The organism is Rhodovulum sp. FJ3 (assembly GCF_032918305.1).
Classification (GTDB): Bacteria; Pseudomonadota; Alphaproteobacteria; order Rhodobacterales; family Rhodobacteraceae; genus SAT37.
In genome coordinates, this window is record NZ_JAWJUU010000003.1 from 399,920 (window position 1) to 418,365 (window position 18,446).

General features: G+C 62.7%; 16 protein-coding genes. 5 read left to right on the forward strand and 11 right to left on the reverse strand.

From position 1 onward, the window contains the following. Positions 1 to 3: 3 nt before the first annotated feature. From R1W00_RS11010 to R1W00_RS11035, 6 genes are all read right to left on the reverse strand, one after another. Positions 4 to 2,022: a M3 family metallopeptidase gene (locus R1W00_RS11010; RefSeq protein WP_317262785.1), complete on the reverse strand. Its 2,019-nt coding sequence runs from the start codon at positions 2,020 to 2,022 to the stop codon at positions 4 to 6. A 58-nt stretch (positions 2,023 to 2,080) separates the two neighbouring features. Next, the gene (locus tag R1W00_RS11015; RefSeq protein ID WP_317262786.1) at positions 2,081 to 3,124 is read right to left on the reverse strand and encodes a molybdopterin-synthase adenylyltransferase MoeB; all 1,044 of its coding nucleotides are present in this window, start codon (positions 3,122 to 3,124) and stop codon (positions 2,081 to 2,083) included. After that, positions 3,125 to 3,592, reverse strand: a complete 468-nt coding sequence (gene dut, locus R1W00_RS11020) for a dUTP diphosphatase (protein ID WP_317262787.1) — start codon at positions 3,590 to 3,592, stop codon at positions 3,125 to 3,127. It abuts the gene before it with no gap. Next, positions 3,589 to 4,785, reverse strand: a complete 1,197-nt coding sequence (gene coaBC / locus R1W00_RS11025) for a bifunctional phosphopantothenoylcysteine decarboxylase/phosphopantothenate--cysteine ligase CoaBC (RefSeq protein ID WP_317262788.1) — start codon at positions 4,783 to 4,785, stop codon at positions 3,589 to 3,591. Before coaBC ends, dut begins: the two co-directional genes overlap by 4 nt. Positions 4,786 to 4,884: 99 nt before the next feature. Further along, positions 4,885 to 5,685 (reverse strand): ChaN family lipoprotein, encoded by an 801-nt coding sequence (locus R1W00_RS11030; RefSeq protein ID WP_317262789.1) that lies wholly within the window; start codon positions 5,683 to 5,685, stop codon positions 4,885 to 4,887. After that, entirely contained in the window at positions 5,682 to 6,560 is an 879-nt protein-coding gene (locus R1W00_RS11035) for an RNA polymerase factor sigma-32 (protein ID WP_317262790.1), read from the reverse strand. Before R1W00_RS11035 ends, R1W00_RS11030 begins: the two co-directional genes overlap by 4 nt. 173 nt (positions 6,561 to 6,733) lie before the next feature. On the opposite strand from R1W00_RS11035, the gene R1W00_RS11040 reads away from it, so the two are divergent. Then, a complete protein-coding gene (locus R1W00_RS11040) occupies positions 6,734 to 7,435 on the forward strand; it encodes a glutathione S-transferase (RefSeq protein WP_317262791.1) in 702 nt (233 codons plus the stop codon). Between the two features lie 83 nt (positions 7,436 to 7,518). Then, positions 7,519 to 9,027, forward strand: a complete 1,509-nt coding sequence (locus R1W00_RS11045; RefSeq protein WP_317262792.1) for a YifB family Mg chelatase-like AAA ATPase — start codon at positions 7,519 to 7,521, stop codon at positions 9,025 to 9,027. On the opposite strand, the gene R1W00_RS11050 is transcribed toward R1W00_RS11045, so the two are convergent. The 4 genes from R1W00_RS11050 to rsmI form a co-directional block, all read right to left on the reverse strand. Continuing rightward, positions 9,003 to 9,938, reverse strand: coding sequence for an alpha/beta hydrolase fold domain-containing protein (locus R1W00_RS11050; RefSeq protein ID WP_317262793.1), 936 nt, complete (start codon positions 9,936 to 9,938; stop codon positions 9,003 to 9,005). The genes R1W00_RS11045 and R1W00_RS11050 overlap by 25 nt on opposite strands. Further along, entirely contained in the window at positions 9,911 to 10,849 is a 939-nt protein-coding gene (gene gshB / locus R1W00_RS11055) for a glutathione synthase (protein ID WP_317262794.1), read from the reverse strand. The genes R1W00_RS11050 and gshB overlap by 28 nt, the downstream gene beginning before the upstream one ends. Positions 10,850 to 10,929: 80 nt before the next feature. Continuing rightward, the gene (locus R1W00_RS11060; protein ID WP_317262795.1) at positions 10,930 to 11,289 is read right to left on the reverse strand and encodes a YraN family protein; all 360 of its coding nucleotides are present in this window, start codon (positions 11,287 to 11,289) and stop codon (positions 10,930 to 10,932) included. After that, the gene (gene rsmI, locus R1W00_RS11065) at positions 11,286 to 12,107 is read right to left on the reverse strand and encodes a 16S rRNA (cytidine(1402)-2'-O)-methyltransferase (protein ID WP_317262927.1); all 822 of its coding nucleotides are present in this window, start codon (positions 12,105 to 12,107) and stop codon (positions 11,286 to 11,288) included. The genes R1W00_RS11060 and rsmI overlap by 4 nt, the downstream gene beginning before the upstream one ends. 134 nt (positions 12,108 to 12,241) lie before the next feature. Here rsmI and R1W00_RS11070 point away from each other — a divergent pair, with 134 nt between their 5' ends. From R1W00_RS11070 to murJ, 3 genes are read left to right on the forward strand one after another with little or no spacing between them, the layout of a single operon-like run. After that, positions 12,242 to 13,417: a penicillin-binding protein activator gene (locus R1W00_RS11070; RefSeq protein WP_317262796.1), complete on the forward strand. Its 1,176-nt coding sequence runs from the start codon at positions 12,242 to 12,244 to the stop codon at positions 13,415 to 13,417. Beyond that, positions 13,377 to 16,193, forward strand: a complete 2,817-nt coding sequence (locus tag R1W00_RS11075) for a [protein-PII] uridylyltransferase (protein ID WP_410901548.1) — start codon at positions 13,377 to 13,379, stop codon at positions 16,191 to 16,193. Before R1W00_RS11070 ends, R1W00_RS11075 begins: the two co-directional genes overlap by 41 nt. Then, positions 16,193 to 17,743 (forward strand): murein biosynthesis integral membrane protein MurJ, encoded by a 1,551-nt coding sequence (murJ, locus tag R1W00_RS11080; protein ID WP_317262797.1) that lies wholly within the window; start codon positions 16,193 to 16,195, stop codon positions 17,741 to 17,743. The genes R1W00_RS11075 and murJ overlap by 1 nt, the downstream gene beginning before the upstream one ends. Here murJ and R1W00_RS11085 read toward each other — a convergent pair. Next, positions 17,740 to 18,423, reverse strand: coding sequence for a rhomboid family intramembrane serine protease (locus R1W00_RS11085; RefSeq protein ID WP_317262798.1), 684 nt, complete (start codon positions 18,421 to 18,423; stop codon positions 17,740 to 17,742). The genes murJ and R1W00_RS11085 overlap by 4 nt on opposite strands. Positions 18,424 to 18,446: the final 23 nt, after the last annotated feature.

Sequence of the window (18,446 nt, forward strand, 5' to 3'; positions counted from 1 at the left end):
TTGTTAGGCCAGACCGCGACCGGCCAACAGGGCCTCGGGCCCCGGCAAACGACCACGGAACGCGACATAGAGCTCATCCGCGTCTTGCGATCCGCCGGTCGACAGGATGAACTGCTCCAGCCGCTTGGCCGTGTCCGCGTCGAACGCATCCCCCACCTCGTCAAAGGCGGCAAAGGCGTCGGCGTCCATCACCTCGGACCACATGTAACTGTAATACCCGCTGGAATAGCCGTCGCCCGAAAAGACATGCGCGAAATGCGGTGTGGCGTGGCGCATGGTGATCGCATCGGGCAGGCCCATGTCCGACAGGATTTGCGCCTGTGCGGCCATCGGATCGGCGGGCGGTGTGCCTTGGTGGAACTTGATATCGACCATCGCGCTGGCGACATATTCGACCGTCTGGAACCCCATGTCATAGGTCGCCGCCGCCAACAGCCGGTCCAGCAGGTCCTTGGGCATCGGCTCGCCCGTCTCGGCATGGGTCGCGAATTCGGTCAGGACCTCGGGCACCTCCAGCCAGTGTTCGTACAGCTGGCTGGGCAGTTCCACGAAGTCACGCGCCACGGACGTGCCCGAGATGCTCTCATACGTCACATCGCTTAGCATCTGGTGGAGCGCATGGCCGAACTCATGAAACAGCGTGCGCGCATCGTCATAGGACAGCAACGCCGGTTGCCCCGCAGGCGGTTTGGCAAAGTTACAGACGTTATGCACGATGGGACGGACATCGCCGCCCAGCTTGCGCTGGCTGCGGCTGGCCGAACACCATGCGCCCGACCGTTTCGATCCGCGCGCGAAATAATCGCCCATGAACACGGCCACATGTTGGCCGTTGCGGGTGACCTCATAAACGCGGACATCGGGGTGATAGGCGGGCACGTCCAGAGGCGCGAACTCCAACCCGAACAGGCGGTTCGCGCAGGCAAAGGCGGCCTCGATCATGCGGTCCAGTTGCAGATAGGGTTTCAGGACGGCTTCGTCCAAATCATGCTCGGCCTTGCGGCGTTTTTCCGAATAATACCGCCAATCCCACGGGGCCAGCGGTTCATTCACGCCGTCCTGTGTCATCAGATCCTGCAGCACCTCGGCATCGGCCAGTGCGGTCGCCTTGGCCGGTTCCCACACCCGTTTCAACAGGGTTTCAACATTCGCGGGCGTCTTGGCCATTTCGGTCTCAAGCTTATACGCCGCGAAATCTGCGTATCCCAACAGGGTCGCGCGTTCATGGCGCAGGGACAGGATTTCGGCGGCGATATCGCGGTTGTCGGTTTCGCCCCCGTTGGCCCCGCGCGCGGTCCATGCGGCAAATGCTTTTTCGCGCAGATCGCGACGCGGCGAGAATTGCAAAAACGGCACGATCAACGACCGCGACAGGGTCAGAACGGGACCGTCTGCGCCCTTTTCCTCACCCGCGGCGCGGGCACCGTCCCGTACGAAACCGGGCAAACCGTCGAGGTCCGCCTCGGCCAGCGGCATAAACCACCCGCGCTCATCCGCCAGCAGGTTTTGCGAGAATTGCGTGCCCAGAACAGCCAGACGCGATTTCACCTCGGTCAGGCGATCGCGCGCATCGCCCTGCAACTGTGCCCCCTGACGGACGAACCCGCGATGGGTCAGTTTCAGAACCTGCGCCTGTTCATCGCTCAGGTTCAGGTCCGCGCGCGCCTGCCACAGGGTATCGATGCGCGCAAACAAGGCGGCGTTCATCGAAATCTCGGACGAATAGGCCGACAGTTTCGGCGCGAATTCCCGTTGCAGGCGTTCGCGTTCCGGCGTGCTATCGGCGCCCGCGACGGAATAGAACACCCCCAGCATCCGACCAAACCGGTCCCCCGCCAGTTCCAGCGCATCGATCGTGTTTTCAAACGTCGGCGGGTCGGTCTGATCGGCGATGGCGGCGATTTCGGCGCGCGCCTCATCAATCAGGACCTCGAACGCCTCTTCGAAATCAGCGTCGGAAATGTCGGCATAGGGGGGCAGGTCAAACGGTGTCGACCAGTCGCCAAGCAACGGGTTGGTCATCAAGAAAACTCCTTTGTCACACTCAAGCTAGGGTGCCCCGTGACAAAGTTCCAGAGCCCTAATGCACGTCCCCACAAACGGGGCAATCGGCGCGGCGTTTGACGGTCATCTGGCGGTTCTCACCATAAAGGGCGTCATAAAATTGCAACCGCCCGCGCAGGGATTGACCCGCATCGACGATGTCCTTGATCGCCTCAACCGCCATCATCGACCCAACCACACCGGGCAGGGCACCCATGACCCCCGCCTCGGCGCAACTGGGGGCCAGACCGACCGCCGGTGCCTTGGGGAACACACATTCGTAACATGGCGCATCACGGGCCGGATCATAGAGGCTGATCTGTCCTTCCCATTGGGTGATGGCGGCGGAAATCAACGGCTTGCCCGCCGCGACGGCGGCGCGGTTCACCATATACCGCGTGTCGAAATTGTCCGTCCCGTCAAGGATCAGGTCATAGTCCGCGAACATCTCAACCGCCGTTTCTGCGTCCAGACGGCGGTGATAGGGGCGCACGGTGATATGCGGGTTCAGGGCCAGCATCGCCTCTTGGGCCGAAAACACCTTGGGCATGTCCAGACGGTCGTCGGTATGGATGATCTGGCGTTGCAGGTTCGACAGATCGACCGTGTCATCATCCACGACGCCAATCGTCCCGACCCCAGCGGCGGCCAGATACATCAACGCGGGTGAGCCAAGCCCCCCTGCCCCGATCACCAGGACCTTGGCGTTTTTCAGACGTTTCTGACCGGGACCGCCCACCTCACGTAGGACGATATGACGGGCGTAGCGTTCCAGTTCGGTCGCGGTGAACTTGTCCGGCGCGACCACGGGCGCGGGCTCATCCGTGCGGGCACGGGCGCGCAGTTGCCCCAGCGCCCAGCGATAGCCATAGACCAGCGCAACCGCCCCCCCAAGGACCAGCCATTCGTTCCGCGTCCCGCCAAGGTTTTCGACCATCGGGTGACCGTCCGGCAGAACCGACAACAGGATCAGAACCCCAAGGTACAGCAGGCCCAGCATCACCATCCGCGCCCGCACCGGCACGTTCAGGATCGCGCCAAAGCCCCAGATCAGGACCGCAATCGCCAGAACCGAAACCATCTATGCGCGCCCCGTGCTGCCAAACCCGCCCGCGCCACGGTCCGTGTCGCTGAGGTCCTCGGCGGTGGCAAAAACGCCCTGCACGACGGGTGCCACGACCAATTGCGCGATCCGGTCGCCATGGGCGATCTGAAACGGCTGATCGGACAGGTTGATCAACAACACCCCCAGCGGCCCGCGATAATCGCTGTCGATTGTGCCGGGTGCATTGGGGATCGAAATCCCGTGTTTAAAGGCAAGACCCGAACGCGGGCGCACCTGAATTTCGAACCCTTCAGGGATTTCAACGCGCAAGCCCGTGGGGACCAACGCCCGCTCACCCGCCGCCAAGGTCAGGCCGGTCTCACGATCCTCGGGGCGCAGGTTCGCGCGCACATCCGCGCCCGCCGCGCCCGTGGTTTCATAGGACGGCAGGGCCACGCCCGTATCCGCCCAGTCGTCGAACAGCACCTTGATCATCGGGGTCATGTCAGGGCCTTTGCGATTTTGGCGGCCAGATTGCGCGCGACCTCATCCTTGCCCGCGCGAGGCCAGCTTTCGCCGCCCTCGGCGGTGATCACGGTCACGGCGTTTTCCGCGCCGCCCATGATGCCGGTTTCGGGCGACACGTCATTGGCCACGATCCAATCGCACCCTTTGCGCGCCCGTTTCAGGGTCGCGTTGGCGATCACGTCATCAGTTTCGGCGGCAAAGCCCACGACCAATTCGGGGCGGTGTTCCTCCAGCTGGCTGATGGTGGCCAGAATGTCGGGGTTCTGGGCGAATTCCAGCTGCGGCAGGCTGCCCGAACCGTCCTTTTTCATCTTGGACCCGCTGGCATTCGTCACCCGCCAATCGGCGACAGCGGCGGCAAAGATCGCGGCATCGGCGGGCAAGGCGGCGTGCACGGCGTCATACATGGCCTGTGCGGTTTCCACGGCAACGACGTCCACGCCCGCAGGCGGCGCGACAGAGGCGGGGCCGGTGATGAACGTGACCTTGGCGCCCAATGCGACAAGGGCCGCCGCAATCGCGCTGCCCTGCGCGCCCGAGGACCGGTTCGCGATATAGCGCACGGGATCAATCGGTTCATGCGTCGGACCCGAGGTCACAATGACATGGCGACCGGTCAGCGGCCCGTCGGCGAAATGATCCGCGACGGCGGCAACGATCTGATCGACCTCGGACAGACGACCGGGACCGAATTCACCACAGGCCATCGCGCCCTCTTCGGGCCCGACGCAGGTGATCCCGCCACCGGTCAGGGTCGCCAGATTGCGCCGCGTCGCGGGGTGTTCCCACATGCGCACATTCATTGCGGGGGCGATCATCACCGGTGTATCCGTCGCCATCAACAGGGTGGACGCCAGATCATTGGCCAGACCGTTTGCCATCTTGCCCATCAGATCGGCGGTGGCAGGCGCCACAAGGATCAGATCGGCCGAACGGGACAGTTGGATATGGCCCATTTCGGCCTCTTCGTTCAGATCGAACAGGTCGCGATAGACCTTGTGTCCGGCCAATGCGGCAACGGACAGGGGCGTCACGAATTCCTCGGCCGCGCGGGTCAGAACGGGCACAACCGTTGCGCCCTGATCACGCAACCGGCGCATCAGGTCCAACGATTTATACGCGGCAATTCCGCCGCCAATGATCAGCAAAATACGCTTGCCCGCCAGCATGTTTGCCCCCCGCGACTGTGGCTTTGGGATATGTCTACGCGCGGGGGGATGCGGTGACAAGCACGGCCTGACCCCGCCTTTGGTGCCGCCCGGCCCGACCTATTTCGAAAACGCGGCGCAGGGATCGTCGCGTTCGACCGGATCGGTGACGCGCCAGAGGTCAAAGGGCACATCGCCCTCGGGCGGCTCCTCAAACTGACCATAGGCGATGACGTCCGTGATGCCCGCATGGGCCAGCGCGGCGGGAATACCGCGATCACGGCGGGCGTGGCCGTTGCCGGTGATGACGATCACCGGACCGCCGGTGTCCGATAGGGCTTGCGCCGTCACGGCGGCGAATGTCGCATCGCGCAGGCGCTGGGCCTCAACCATGCCGCCCAGCATCTGTTCGGGCAGGGCGTTGCAATGGGCCACCTGTTGGTCGGCCTCGCGCGCGGCCTGCTGGGCATCTGGCAGGGGTTTATCCAATCCGAACCGCGCCGCATCGCCGTCAAACACCGCCGCCGCACCTGAACCAATGGCCGCACGTACCGTGTCACGCGGCGCGGCGGCACCGTAAACACGCGCCTCGCCCAGCGCGGCAAAGATCGGATAATAGATATCGAAATCCGCCCAACCGGACGCCTCCCACCCTAAAGCGGCCTCAAGAGCCGCTGCATCGCCCAAAAGCTCGGGCGAGGTCGCGGCGGCTTGTTCGGGCGACAGCATCTCAAACACCACGGCGGAGGGGCGCTGGGCCGCAATCACGTCGGCCTGAAATTGATGATGGTGCGGGTTATCATGCACCTCGCCCACGATCACGATGGGCGCGGGCGGGATGTCGGCAACTGTGGCGATGTCGCGTGCCCACGTGGGGCACCCCATCAGGCACAGGGCCGCGATATGTAAGGTCTGTCTCACATCAAGAAGTGATGGACCTCACGGCTCTGGGTTTCAAGGTTTTTGCGCATTTTTTGAAACGCGGCGGCCTCTAGCTGGCGGATGCGTTCCTTGGACAGGCCCAGTTCCTCACCCAGACTTTCAAGGGTGCGGCTGTCGTCCTTGAGCTTGCGTTCCTGCACGATATAGCGTTCGCGGTCATTCAACGCAGACATCGCGTTCAACAGCCATTCGCGCAGTTGTTCGGTGTCATGGGCGTGCTCAACAGCGGCATCGGCCTGTTCGCCGGTATCCTCAATCGTGTCAATCCATTCCCGCCCCTCGTCCTCGGACGACTGGGTGGCGTTCAGGGAAAAATCCGACCCCGACAGGCGACCCTGCATGGTTTCGACGTCGTTTTCGGACACGCCAATTTCGATCGCGATGCGTTGTTTCAACTGATGGCCGTCCAGCTCTTCACCGGCGGCGGCGGCCTCACGTTCGATTTGGGCCTGAACGCGGCGCATGTTGAAAAACAGTGCCTTTTGCGCCGAGGTTGAGCCGGTGCGCACCATCGACCAGTTTCGCATGACATAATCCTGAACGGAGGCCTTGATCCACCAGACGGCATAGGTCGAAAAGCGCACGCCACGGTCGGGATCAAATTTCTCGGCCGCTTTCATCAGGCCAAGGTTTGCCTCTTGGATCAGGTCATTCATCGGCGCGCCATAACGTTTGAACTTGGACGCCATCGAAATTGCCAGTCGCATATAGGCGGTGATCAGGCGGTGAAGCGCCTCTTCGTCACGTTGATCGCGCCACGCATAGGCCAGCTGTGCCTCGGTTTCTGCGTCGAGCAATTCCGCCTTCATCGCGCGGCGTGAAAATTTCTGGTCGGCCTGTCCGTCGAATGCCATGTCCCGCTCCTGATCTTACCGGTCGGTTTCATGATGGGTACGTGGGCAAACGCGGATTGGATCACTTTGGTTCCGGAAATTTACCGAACGGGCGGCACGGTTCAGCGTTCGTGATCGGTGCCATCACCAAATATCGTTTTGTATGGCGGGGCTTTGCGGCTAGCCGTTGGGGTATGAGCTATGATCTTTTTATTGGTGATAAAACCTTGTCCAGCTGGTCTTTGCGCGGCTGGCTGTTGTTTGAAAAATTCGGCATTCCGGTCACAGAGCACGCGATCGGGATGTATCAGGGCACGATGTCCGAGGACATGAAGCCCCTCTTCCCCGCCCGCACCGTACCCGTAATGCGCACGCCCGAGGGCCATATCGTGCAGGACACGCTGGCCATGGCCGAGACCCTGAACGACCGTCATCCCGATGCGGGCATGTGGCCCAAGGATGCAGGCGCGCGGGCACTCGCGCGTTGGATCACGGCGGAAATGCATTCGGGCTTTGGTGCCCTGCGCGGGGCGTGCCCGATGAACCTGCAACGTATCTGGTTGGGGTTTGAGCCATCCGACGCCGTTCTGGCCGATCTGGCGCGGCTAGAGACCCTGTGGTGTCAGGCGCGCACAACCTATGGGCAAAACGGTCCGTGGTTGTTTGGTGACTATAGCATCGCCGATGTGTTCTACGCCCCCGTCGCGACGCGTATCATCACCCACAAACTACCGGTCAGTGACATGGCGATGGATTATGCGCACGCACATATCAACGACCCCGCCTTCCTGAAATGGCGCGAGGGCGCGTTGACCGAGGACTACGGCGACACGTTCAAGGGCAGCTATCAACTGCCCCTCGACTGGACCCCGTGGCCCGAGAGCCTGTGGTCTTAACGCCCGTCCGCGCGCGTTAACCCCGCATTAACCCTGTTCGCCCAATGGTTAACCATCGGGTGAACAGGTCAGGATGGTCGGTCATGGTGGCACGCGCCTACACGGTCGCGTTTGAAGGGGTTGAGGCGCGCCTCGTCGAGGTGCAATGCGCCGTCACCCCCGGTCTGCCCGCGTTTTCCATTGTCGGCCTGCCGGACAAGGCCGTCAGCGAGGCCCGCGAACGCGTCCGCGCCGCGATGGCGTCGATGATGCTGGCCCTGCCGTCCAAACGCGTCACCGTGAACCTGTCCCCTGCCGATCTGCCCAAAGAGGGGTCGCATTTCGACCTGCCCATCGCCCTAGCCCTCTTGGCCGCGATCGAGGTGATCCCAAGCGATGAGGTTGAGCGTTCCCTTTCCCTTGGGGAAATGTCGCTGGACGGGGTATTGATGCCCGTTGCCGGTGCCCTGCCCGCCGCCGTTCTGGCCGCCGAAGAGGACCGCACGATGCTCTGCCCCGCGCCCAGCGCGCCCGAGGCCGCATGGGTCGGCGCGACCGAGGTCATCGGCGCGCGCACCCTGTCCGATGTGATCCGCCATTTCACCGGCGCGGCCGTCCTTTCCCCCGCCACCCCGGGTGAGGTCACCGCCGCCCCCGCCACCCGCGACATGCGCGACGTCAAGGGACAGGAACGCGCGAAACGGGCGCTGGAAATCGCCGCCGCCGGACATCACCATATGATCATGACCGGCCCGCCCGGCGCGGGGAAATCCATGCTGGCCGCGCGGATGCCGGGGCTGTTGCCCGATCTGACGCCCGCCGAGGCCTTGGAAACCTCCATGATCCATTCGTTGGCCGGTCTGATTTCTGAGGGCGGCATATCGCGCAGCCGCCCGTTTCGCGATCCCCACCACACCGCATCGGTCGCCGCGATTGTCGGGGGCGGGCGCGGGGCCAAACCGGGTGAGGTGTCTCTGGCCCATCACGGGGTTCTGTTTCTGGACGAAATGCCCGAATTCAACCGCGCGGTTCTGGAAACCCTGCGCCAGCCGTTGGAAACAGGGCGGGTGACCGTGGCTCGGGCGAACAACCATGCGCATTATCCGTGCCGGTTCATGTTGCTGGCCGCCGCGAACCCGTGCCGTTGCGGGCATCTGTCCGATCCGACCGCCGCCTGTTCCCGTGCGCCTGCGTGTGGCGAGGACTATCTGGGCCGGATTTCGGGACCGTTGCTGGACCGGTTCGATTTGCGGGTCGAGGTGCCGCCGGTGTCCTACCGCGATCTGGACCTGCCCCCCTCGGGCGAGGACAGCGCGATAATCGCCGCCCGCATCCGTACCGCGCGCGACGTTCAAACCGCGCGGTTCTCAGAAATGGATGGGGTCGGCACCAACGCCCATGCCGAGGGTCATGTGTTTGAGGAGATCGCGACGCCGGATGCCGAAGGGCAGGCGATGCTGGGCCGTGCGGCGGACCGGTTTAACCTAAGCGCGCGGGGCTATCACCGTGTGTTGCGGGTGGCGCGCACCATCGCCGATCTGGACCACAGCGCGGACGTCCGCGCGCCCCATGTGGCCGAGGCGCTCAGCTATCGCTTGCCGTCCCAGCCCTGATCGACCAGCCATCTGGCCAGCGTATCAATCGTGCCCATCGCCTCGGGCAGCATCCGCCCGAAAATCGGCCATGCGTGGGGCAGGTTCTGCTCAATCACCTCATGCACCAGCGTGCCATTCGCGCGCAGCTTGTCCGCCATCCTGCGCGTGTCATCCAACAGGGCCTCGGTTGCCGAGGCGGTCAAAAACGTCGGCACATCAACGGGATAATCCCCGAACAGGGGCGACGCGTGCGGATGAACCGCCGATTGCCCCTGTAGGTAATAGTCCGAAATCTCGAACCGGCGCGCGATGGGCAACATCACCTCGGTTTTCGCATTGGCCAGAACGGACGCGCCCGAAAACGTCAGGTCGGTCCACGGTGAAAACGCGAAACAGGCGTGCGGTAAGGGCAGGTTTTCCGCCGCAGCCGCCGCCACAACGGCCAAGGCCAGTCCGCCCCCCGCACTGTCCCCGCCAATCGCGATCTGATCGGGTGAAATGCCGCGCTCAATCAGCCCGCGATAGGCCACCAGACCATCGTCAAAGGCCGCCGGAAACGGATGTTCGGGCGCCAGACGATAGGAGGTCATCCACGCACAGGCGCCACAGCGGATCGCCATCTGCGCCACAAGGGTTTTGTGCGTATCCAGCCCGCCCATGATGTAGCCACCACCATGGAAATACAGCAGATGCGCCGCCCCCGTTTCGGGGCCGGTGATGCGCAATCCGGGCAGATCGCGAACGATGTTCACGGGGGTGTAGGTCGCGCCTCGGGGGCTGCGGAAAAACAGGCGCGCCTTGCGCCGGAACGATTGGCGCGCCTCCTCAACAGATGCAATGCGGGCCAACGCGGGCTTTTCCACATGGGTCAGCGCCGCGTTCAGAACCCGCCCGCGCAGGCTTAGCGTTTGTCCTCGATCACCTGCCATACCTGCGCCGCCACGTTGGTGCCATCGAACCGCTCCAGCTCTTGCATACCGGTGGGCGAGGTCACGTTGATTTCGGTCATGTAATCGCCGATCACGTCGATACCGACGAAAATCTGGCCGTTCTCGCGCAGGGTCGGGCCGATGGCCGCACAGATTTCCAGATCGCGTTCGGTCAGCGCGACCTTTTCCGGACGTCCACCCACATGCATGTTCGAGCGCGTTTCGCCCTCGGCCGGCACACGGTTGATCGCCCCGACGGGTTCACCGTTCACAAGGATCACACGCTTGTCCCCCGCAGAGACGGCGGGCAGGAATTTCTGCACGATCATCGGTTCGCGCGACATGCCGGTGAACAGCTCATGCAGCGAGGCAAGGTTGCGGTCGCTGTGATCCAGACGGAACACGCCCGCCCCGCCATTGCCATAGAGCGGCTTCAGGATGATATCGCCGTGCTCGGCCTTGAACGATTTGATCGTCTCCAGATCGCGCGCAATCATGGTCGGCGGGATGAAATCGGAGAACTGCAGCACCAACAGCTTTTCAGGGAAGTTGCGCACCCAGAACGGGTCATTCACGACCAGCGTCTCAGGATGGATAAAGTCCAGCATATGCGTCGTGGTGATATAGCCCATGTCGAACGGCGGGTCTTGGCGCAGCCACACAACATCCCAATCGCCCAGATCTTCGACCGTTTCGTCGCCAAGGGTGAAATGGTTGCCGATCTCACGCCGCACGGTCAGGGGCCAGCCCCGCGCCTTGACCCGACCATTGTCCCAGAACAGACGATCGGGCGTGTAGTAAAACAGGGTATGCCCCCGCGCCTGCGCCTCTTCGGCCAGACGGAACGTCGTGTCGGCGTTGATGTCGATCCCGTCGATGGGATCCATTTGAATAGCGACCTTCAAAGACATGCACAGTCCTTTCCATAGTTGGGCCATACATGGACCGTGACGGGGTGTGTTGCAATCTCACATTCCCGTTAGGCCGGTGTTCAGGTCCCCAGAGCGTTCTCGATAATCTGTATCTGTCCGGCCTGATCTACAAGGGCCACATCGAACCGCATCGGGGTCAACTGCCCCGTCGGCAGGCGCCCGACATATTCGGATGCGGCGGCAAACAGGCGGCGGGTTTGGGCCGGCGACAGATGGGTCGCGGCGCGGGCGAAACTTTTGCTGCGCTTGACCTCCACAAACGCGACCGTTTCTGCGTTCTGCACGATCAGGTCGATTTCCCCGCCCTGCCCGCGCCAGCGATGTTCTAACACCTCATAGCCCCGCGCGGCGTAATCGCGGGCGACGATGTCCTCGGCGGCCAGACCGCCGTAATGGGCGTGCTGACCCCGTGATTTCATTTCTGGTGCGCCAAGGCCATTTGGTACACCTGACGTTTCGGCAGGTTCAGGGCGGCGGCGACCTCGGCAGCGGCGTCCTTGACCGAAAGGCGCGTCAGGGCCTCGGTCAGCGCGGCCTCGACATCCTGTTCGCTGGCCTGTTTGGGCTCAGCGCGGTCGATCAACACGACGATCTCACCCTTGACCGGATGCTCGGCCAAGGAGGCCGCCAATTCGCCCAAAGTGCCGCGTCGGGTTTCCTCGAATCGTTTGGTCAACTCACGGCACACCACCCCGCGCCGATCCTCGCCCATGATACTGGCCAGATCGGCCAGTAACGCGGCGACACGTTTGGGTGATTCATACATGATCAACGTCGCCTGAATCTCGGCCAGATCGGCGATCCAACTGCGCCGCGCGGATTTTGCCGTGGGCGCGAAACCGGCGAACATGAACCGGTCCGACGGTAGGCCCGCAACCGTCAGCGCCGCCAGAATGGCCGACGGTCCGGGCGCGGTCAGAACGTCTATGCCTGCATCAATTGATGCACGTGCCAGCTGATACCCCGGGTCGGCCACAAGGGGCGTTCCCGCCTCGCTTGCATAGGCGATTGAGGCGCCGCCGGCCATTTGTGCGACCAATTTGTCACGCACTCCGGGGGGGCTGTGCTCATGATAGGCGATGACATGCCGATCCCCCAAGGCAACGCCGTGAATCTGCATCAGATGTCGTAAGGTGCGGGTATCCTCGGCCACCAGAACATCGGCCGAGGCCAGAATATCAAGCGCGCGCAACGTGATATCACGGGCCGCACCAATAGGGGTCGCCACGAAATACAGTCCAGGGTTGAGTTTGGTTTCGATTGGGGTCAAAGAACACCCGCTTTCTTTATGTAACGTTTACTTGCAGGGGCTTAGGTCTTAACCTGCGCCGCAAGTTGGGCCCCGGGAACCGGGATTGAGGAGTTTGATTTATGTTGGCTATTTTCAAAGGCCGCTGCAAGCCGTTCGCCAAACCTGCGGCACTTGGGGCAGCGATGTTGGCATTGGTCGCGTGTCAGCCGGTTGCAACCGGTTCGGGCCCCAGCATCAACACCCGCAACGCCGTGCCCGTGGCCCTGTTGGTGCCCGGCGGATCGGCCAACGCTGCCGATGATCTGGCCGCGACCAGCCTGCAAAACGCGGCGCGTCTGGCGATTTCGGACCTTGAGGGCGTGGAAATCGACCTGCGCGTCTATAACACTGCTGGCAACCCCGATCAGGCCGCCGCCATGGCCCAAGAGGCCGTGTCCGAGGGCGCCAAGATCATCATCGGCCCGCTTTATGCGCAAAACGCCAATGCCGCCGGCCTGGCCGTCGCATCGCGCAACGTGAACGTGCTGGCCTTTTCCAACAACACCGAGATCGCGGGCGGCAACGTCTTTGTCCTTGGCCCGACCTTCCAGAACACCGCCAACCGCATGGTGTCCTATGCTGCGCGTCAGGGCCGTGATCAAATCCTGATCGTGCGTGACCAGAACGTCGCCGGTGAACTGGGCGCGACCGCCATCCGCAACGCCGCGTCGCGTTCGGGCGCGACCATCGTGGGCGAGCAATCCTATGAATTCTCGCAAAACGGTGTGGTTCAGGCGATCTCGGGGATCGCGTCGGCCACCCGCAGCAGCGGTGCCGAGGCCCTGTTCTTTACCGCCGATAGCGCGGGCGCCCTGCCCCTGTTGACCCAGTTGTTGCCGGAAAACCGCGTGGACCCGTCGCAATATCAATTCATGGGCCTGACCCGCTGGGACATCCCGCCCAGCACACTGTCCTTGCCCGGTGTTCAGGGCGGTTGGTTCGCCCTGCCCGATCCGGCACTGACCACCGCGTTCGAGAGCCGCTATCAAGCCGCATTCGGTCAACCGCCCCTGCCATTCAGTGCCTTGGCCTATGACGCGATTGCCGCTATTGGTGCGCTTGTCCAACAGGGGGACAGCAACGCGCTGACCGTCGGCAGCCTTACCCAAGCGCAGGGTTTTGCCGGTGTGAACGGTGTGTTCCGCCTGAAAGCGGACGGAACGAACGAACGCGGCCTAGCGGTCGCAGAAATCCAGAATAATCAGGTGGTAGTGATTGACCCTGCACCAAGAAGCTTCGGCGGCGCCGGTTCCTGACCAACGTCCCAATGACCCCCGCGATCGCACGCCGGATGGATTGATCTGTCCGGCGTCGACTATTTTCGACCAAGCCGCGCTGGACGCCGCGATTGAGGCCGCACGCCAAAACGGCGACGCGCCCCGCGACATCCGCAATATGGTGGTCAAGCACCTGAACGAGGCGCGCAAACACGGCAATGACGTCATCGCCGCGGCGTTTACCAAACACCCGTTTGCCGCCGAAAAGACCGTTCGCGCCTATGCCTATCTGACGGATTGTCTGGTGCTGAACGTGTTTCGCACCTCGTCCCAGATCCTGCACCCGCTGAGCACCCCGACCGAGGGCGAGCGTATGTCGGTCATCGCCGTGGGCGGCTATGGCCGCGCGGAAATGGCCCCGCATTCGGACGTCGATCTGTTGTTCGTGACGCCTTACAAGGTGACCGCTTGGGCCGAGAGCGTGATCGAATCCGCGCTCTATATGCTGTGGGACCTCAAGCTGAAGGTCGGCCATTCCAGCCGCACGATCAAAGACTGTCTGCGCCTCGGACGTGAGGATTACACGATCCGCACCGCCCTGTTGGAGCACCGGTTCCTCTGTGGCGACGAAAAGCTGGCGGATGAGTTGCACAACCGCCTGTGGAGCGATTTGTTCAGTTCGACCGCCGCCGATTTCGTCGAGGCCAAGCTGCAGGAACGCTCGGATCGGCACCGCAAACAAGGCGGTCAGCGTTACGTTCTAGAACCCAACATCAAAGAGGGCAAAGGCGGTCTGCGCGATCTGCAATCCCTGTTCTGGATCGCGAAATACGTACACCACGTGGACGACCCCGAGGCGCTTGTCGATCTGGGCGTGTTCACGGCGGACGAATACCGCCAGTTCGACAATGCCGAGAACTTTGTCTGGGCCGTGCGTTGTCATCTGCACCTGATTTCCAATCGCGCGATGGATCAGTTGACCTTTGATATGCAGATCGAGGTCGCCAGCCGCATGGGATACACCGATCACGGCGGGCGTCGTGCGGTTGAACATTTCATGCAGGACTACTTCTACCACGCCACCCATGTGGGCGATCTGACGCGGATTTTCCTGACCGCGCTGGAGGCGATGCACGTCAAAAAAGAACCCGCGATCCTTGGGTTCTTTCGCCGTCGTCGCAAGACCAAGCCCCTGTATGAGATCATCCATAACCGTCTGGCGATCAAGGATGACACCGAGTTCTTTCAGGACAAGTTGAACATCCTGCGCCTGTTCGAAGAGGCCCTGCGCACGGGGATGTTGATTCACCCCAACGCGATGCGCGCGATCGCGGCGAACCTCCATCTGATCGATGACGAGATGCGCAACGACAAGAACGCAAAGCGTCTGTTCATGGACCTGCTGTTGAAACACGGCAACCCCGAACGCTCGTTGCGGCGGATGAACGAATTGGGGGTGCTGGGCGCCTTTGTGCCCGAGTTCAAACCCATCGTCGCGATGATGCAGTTCAATGTCTATCACCACTACACGGTGGATGAACACACGATCCAGTGCATCTCGGTTCTGGCCCAGATTGAGCGCGAAGAACTGGTCGAAAGCCTGCCTGTCGCCAGCCGCATCCTTAAGGATGGCGTGAACCGCAAGGTTCTGTATCTGGCCCTGCTGCTGCACGATATCGGCAAGGGTCGGCCCGAGGATCATTCGGTTCTTGGCGCGAAAATCGCGCGCAAGGTTGCACCGCGCATGGGGCTGAAACCCGAGGAATGCGAAACGGTCGAATGGCTGGTGCGCTATCACCTGCGCATGTCCGATATCGCCCAGCGCCGCGACCTGTCCGATCCGCGCACCGTGCGCGATTTCGCCAAGCTGGTCAAAACCCAGAAACGTCTGGACCTGCTGACGGTCCTGACGGTCTGTGACATTCGCGGCGTGGGTCCGGGGACGTGGAACAACTGGAAGGCGCAGTTGCTGCGCAATCTCTACAGCCACACCGCCGAGGCGCTTGAAAACGGCCTAGAGGCGGTCAACCGCGAGGCCCGCGTGGCCGATGCCAAAAAGGACCTGCGCAATGCGTTGGTCGATTGGGATCGCACCGCCCTGCGCACGGAAACCAAACGCCACTACGACCCGTATTGGCAGGGCTTGCAGACCGACACCCACGTCGTGTTCGCGAACCTGCTGCGCGGAATTTCCAACGGTGAAATCCGCATCGACATGAAACCGGATGAAGACCGCGACGCGACGCGGGCGTGTTTCGCGCTTGCCGATCACCCCGGGATTTTCTCGCGTCTGTCGGGCGCGCTGGCGCTTGTCGGGGCGAACGTTGTGGATGCGCGGACCTATACGTCCTCGGACGGCTATGCGACCGCCGTGTTCTGGATTCAGGACGCCGATGGCGCCCCCTATGAACAGCAACGCCTGCCCCGTCTCAGCCAGATGATCCAGAAAACCCTGCTGGGTGAGGTCGTCGCACGCGAGAAACTGGCCGACCGTGACAAGCTGTCCAAGCGCGAAGCAGGCTTCCGTTTCCCGACCTCGATCACCTTCGACAACGAGGGGTCCGAGATCTACACGATCATCGAGGTCGACACGCGCGACCGTCCGGGCCTGCTGCACGATCTGACGCGGACCTTGGCCGAGAACAACATCTATATCGCCTCGGCGATGATCGCGACCTACGGGGCGCAGGTGGTGGATACGTTCTATGTCAAAGACCTGTTCGGGCTGAAACTGCACTCGCAGGGTCGGCAGGACGCATTGGACAAGAAACTGCGCGCCGCCGTTGAAGCCGGTGCGCAAAGGGCCAAGAAATAATGGCGCCGGTGCGGTTGCTATCGGGGTTTCTGACCGTCGGGTTTTGGACCCTCTGCAGCCGCGTCCTCGGCTTTGTGCGCGACATTTTGATCGCGGCCTATCTGGGCACGGGACCGGTGGCCGAAGCCTTTTTGGTTGCCTTTTCCCTGCCCAATATGTTCCGTCGGTTCTTTGCCGAGGGTGCGTTCAACATGGCCTTTGTGCCGATGTTTTCCAAAAAGGTTGAGGCAGGCGAAGGCGCACATGAATTCGCCCGCGACGCCCTGACGGGGCTGGCCAGTATCCTGATCCTGTTCACCCTGATCGCCCAGTTGTTCATGCCCGCTCTGGTGTTGATGATGGCCTCGGGGTTTGCGGGGGATGAACGGTTCGATCTGGCCGTCGCCTTCGGGCGGATCGCGTTTCCCTATATCCTGTTCATTTCCATTGCCGCGCTGCTGTCGGGCGTTCTGAACGCCACGGGACGGTTTGCCGCCGCCGCCGCCGCGCCGGTTCTGTTGAACGTGCTGTTTATCGGCGCGCTCTGGATCGGGGGCGCGGCCGGTTGGGACACGGGCCTGACACTGGCATGGACCGTGCCGATTGCGGGTGTGGCGCAAATGGCGCTGGTCTGGGTTGCGGCGTCGCGCGCGGGGTTCCGTTTGATCCCCACCCGCCCGCATATGACGCCCGAGTTGCGCCGCTTGGCCATCATCGCCGCGCCTGCCGCGATGGCCGGTGGGGTGGTGCAGATCAACCTGTTGGTTGGCCGTCAGGTTGCCAGCTTTTTTGAGGGCGCGATCGGTTGGCTGAACTATGCGGATCGCCTGTATCAACTGCCCCTTGGGGTGGTCGGAATTGCCGTTGGCGTGGTCCTGTTGCCCGATCTGTCGCGCCGTCTGCGCGCGGGGGATGAGGACGGGGGCGGTCACGCCCTCAGCCGCGCGGGCGAGTTCGCCCTGTCGATGACCGTGCCTGCCGCCGCCGCCCTGATCGCGATCCCCGTGACCCTGATTTCGGTGCTGTTCGAGCGCGGCCAGTTCAGTGCCGAGGACAGCCAGTTCACCGCGCAGGCATTGATGGTGTATGGCCTTGGCCTGCCCGCGTTTGTTCTGCAAAAGGTGCTGCAACCGCTTTATTTCGCGCGCGAGGACACGAAACGTCCGTTCTATTTCGCGCTGGCCTCGCTGGTGATCAACGCGGGCGTGGCGATTGGATTGATCGGCACGCTGGGCTTTATCGCCGCTGCATGGGGCACGACGCTGGCCGCGTGGGGAATGGTCGCGCTGCTGTGGATCTGGTCGCGCAACATGGGGGCGGCGGCGCGGTTTGACGCGCGGTTCTGGACCCGTGTGCCGCGTATCTTTGCCGCCTCGGCCATCATGGGCGTTGCGCTGTTTGGCGCGGCGCATCTTATGGCGCCTCTGTTGGCGATGGGCGGGGTGAAATACCTCGCGCTGCTTGCCCTCGTCATCCTTGGCTGCGTGATCTATTTCGGCGGCGGCCATGTGATCGGGGCCTTCCGCCTTGGGGATTTCAAATCGGCATTGCGCCGCGGCGAGCGCGGTTAATCGCGCCGCATCTTGGCCATCAGGCGGGACCAGCCGCCCGGACTGACCACAAAGGACAGGGCGAACCCCGCGACAAAACCGAACAGTTCCGCCACCCAATCGGGGCTGGACCCGAACAGCGCGCCAAACAGCAACTGTAGCCCCATCAGAAACCCGATCAGGGTAAAGGCACTGGCCTGATTAAGGCCCCGCGCGCCCAAGGTCACCCAGAGCAGAAACGAATACGCCCCGATCAGACCGTATGCCCCCGGAAACGCCCCGACCAACAGGATCGGTTTGGGCACAAGGATCGTGTACATGATCGCGCCGAAGATCGAGCTGCCGAAAAACACGGCCAGAACGGCCCATGCGCGGAAAATCTCGCCCACCATTTTGCCCAGCGCCAGAATGAACACGATGGCAAACACCGCTTGGGACAATTGGGCGTGCACAAACGGATAGGTCACGAACCGCCACAGCAACTCCACCGGATAACGCCCCGTTTCCACCATCCAGCGCAGCGCCTCGGCCGAAAAGGCGAAATCCTGAATGGCGGCCAAACGCCAACCGACCGCTCCCGCCCCGCCGATCAGGCCGCGCGCGCCCATGTTGAACATCAGTTCGGCCATGGCCATCGGCACGACCAAGGCCCAGACCACAGGGGGCAACGGATTAATCGGGGCCTCGTTCAGATCGGTCATAGCGGGTCCTTTGCGCGTGGCGT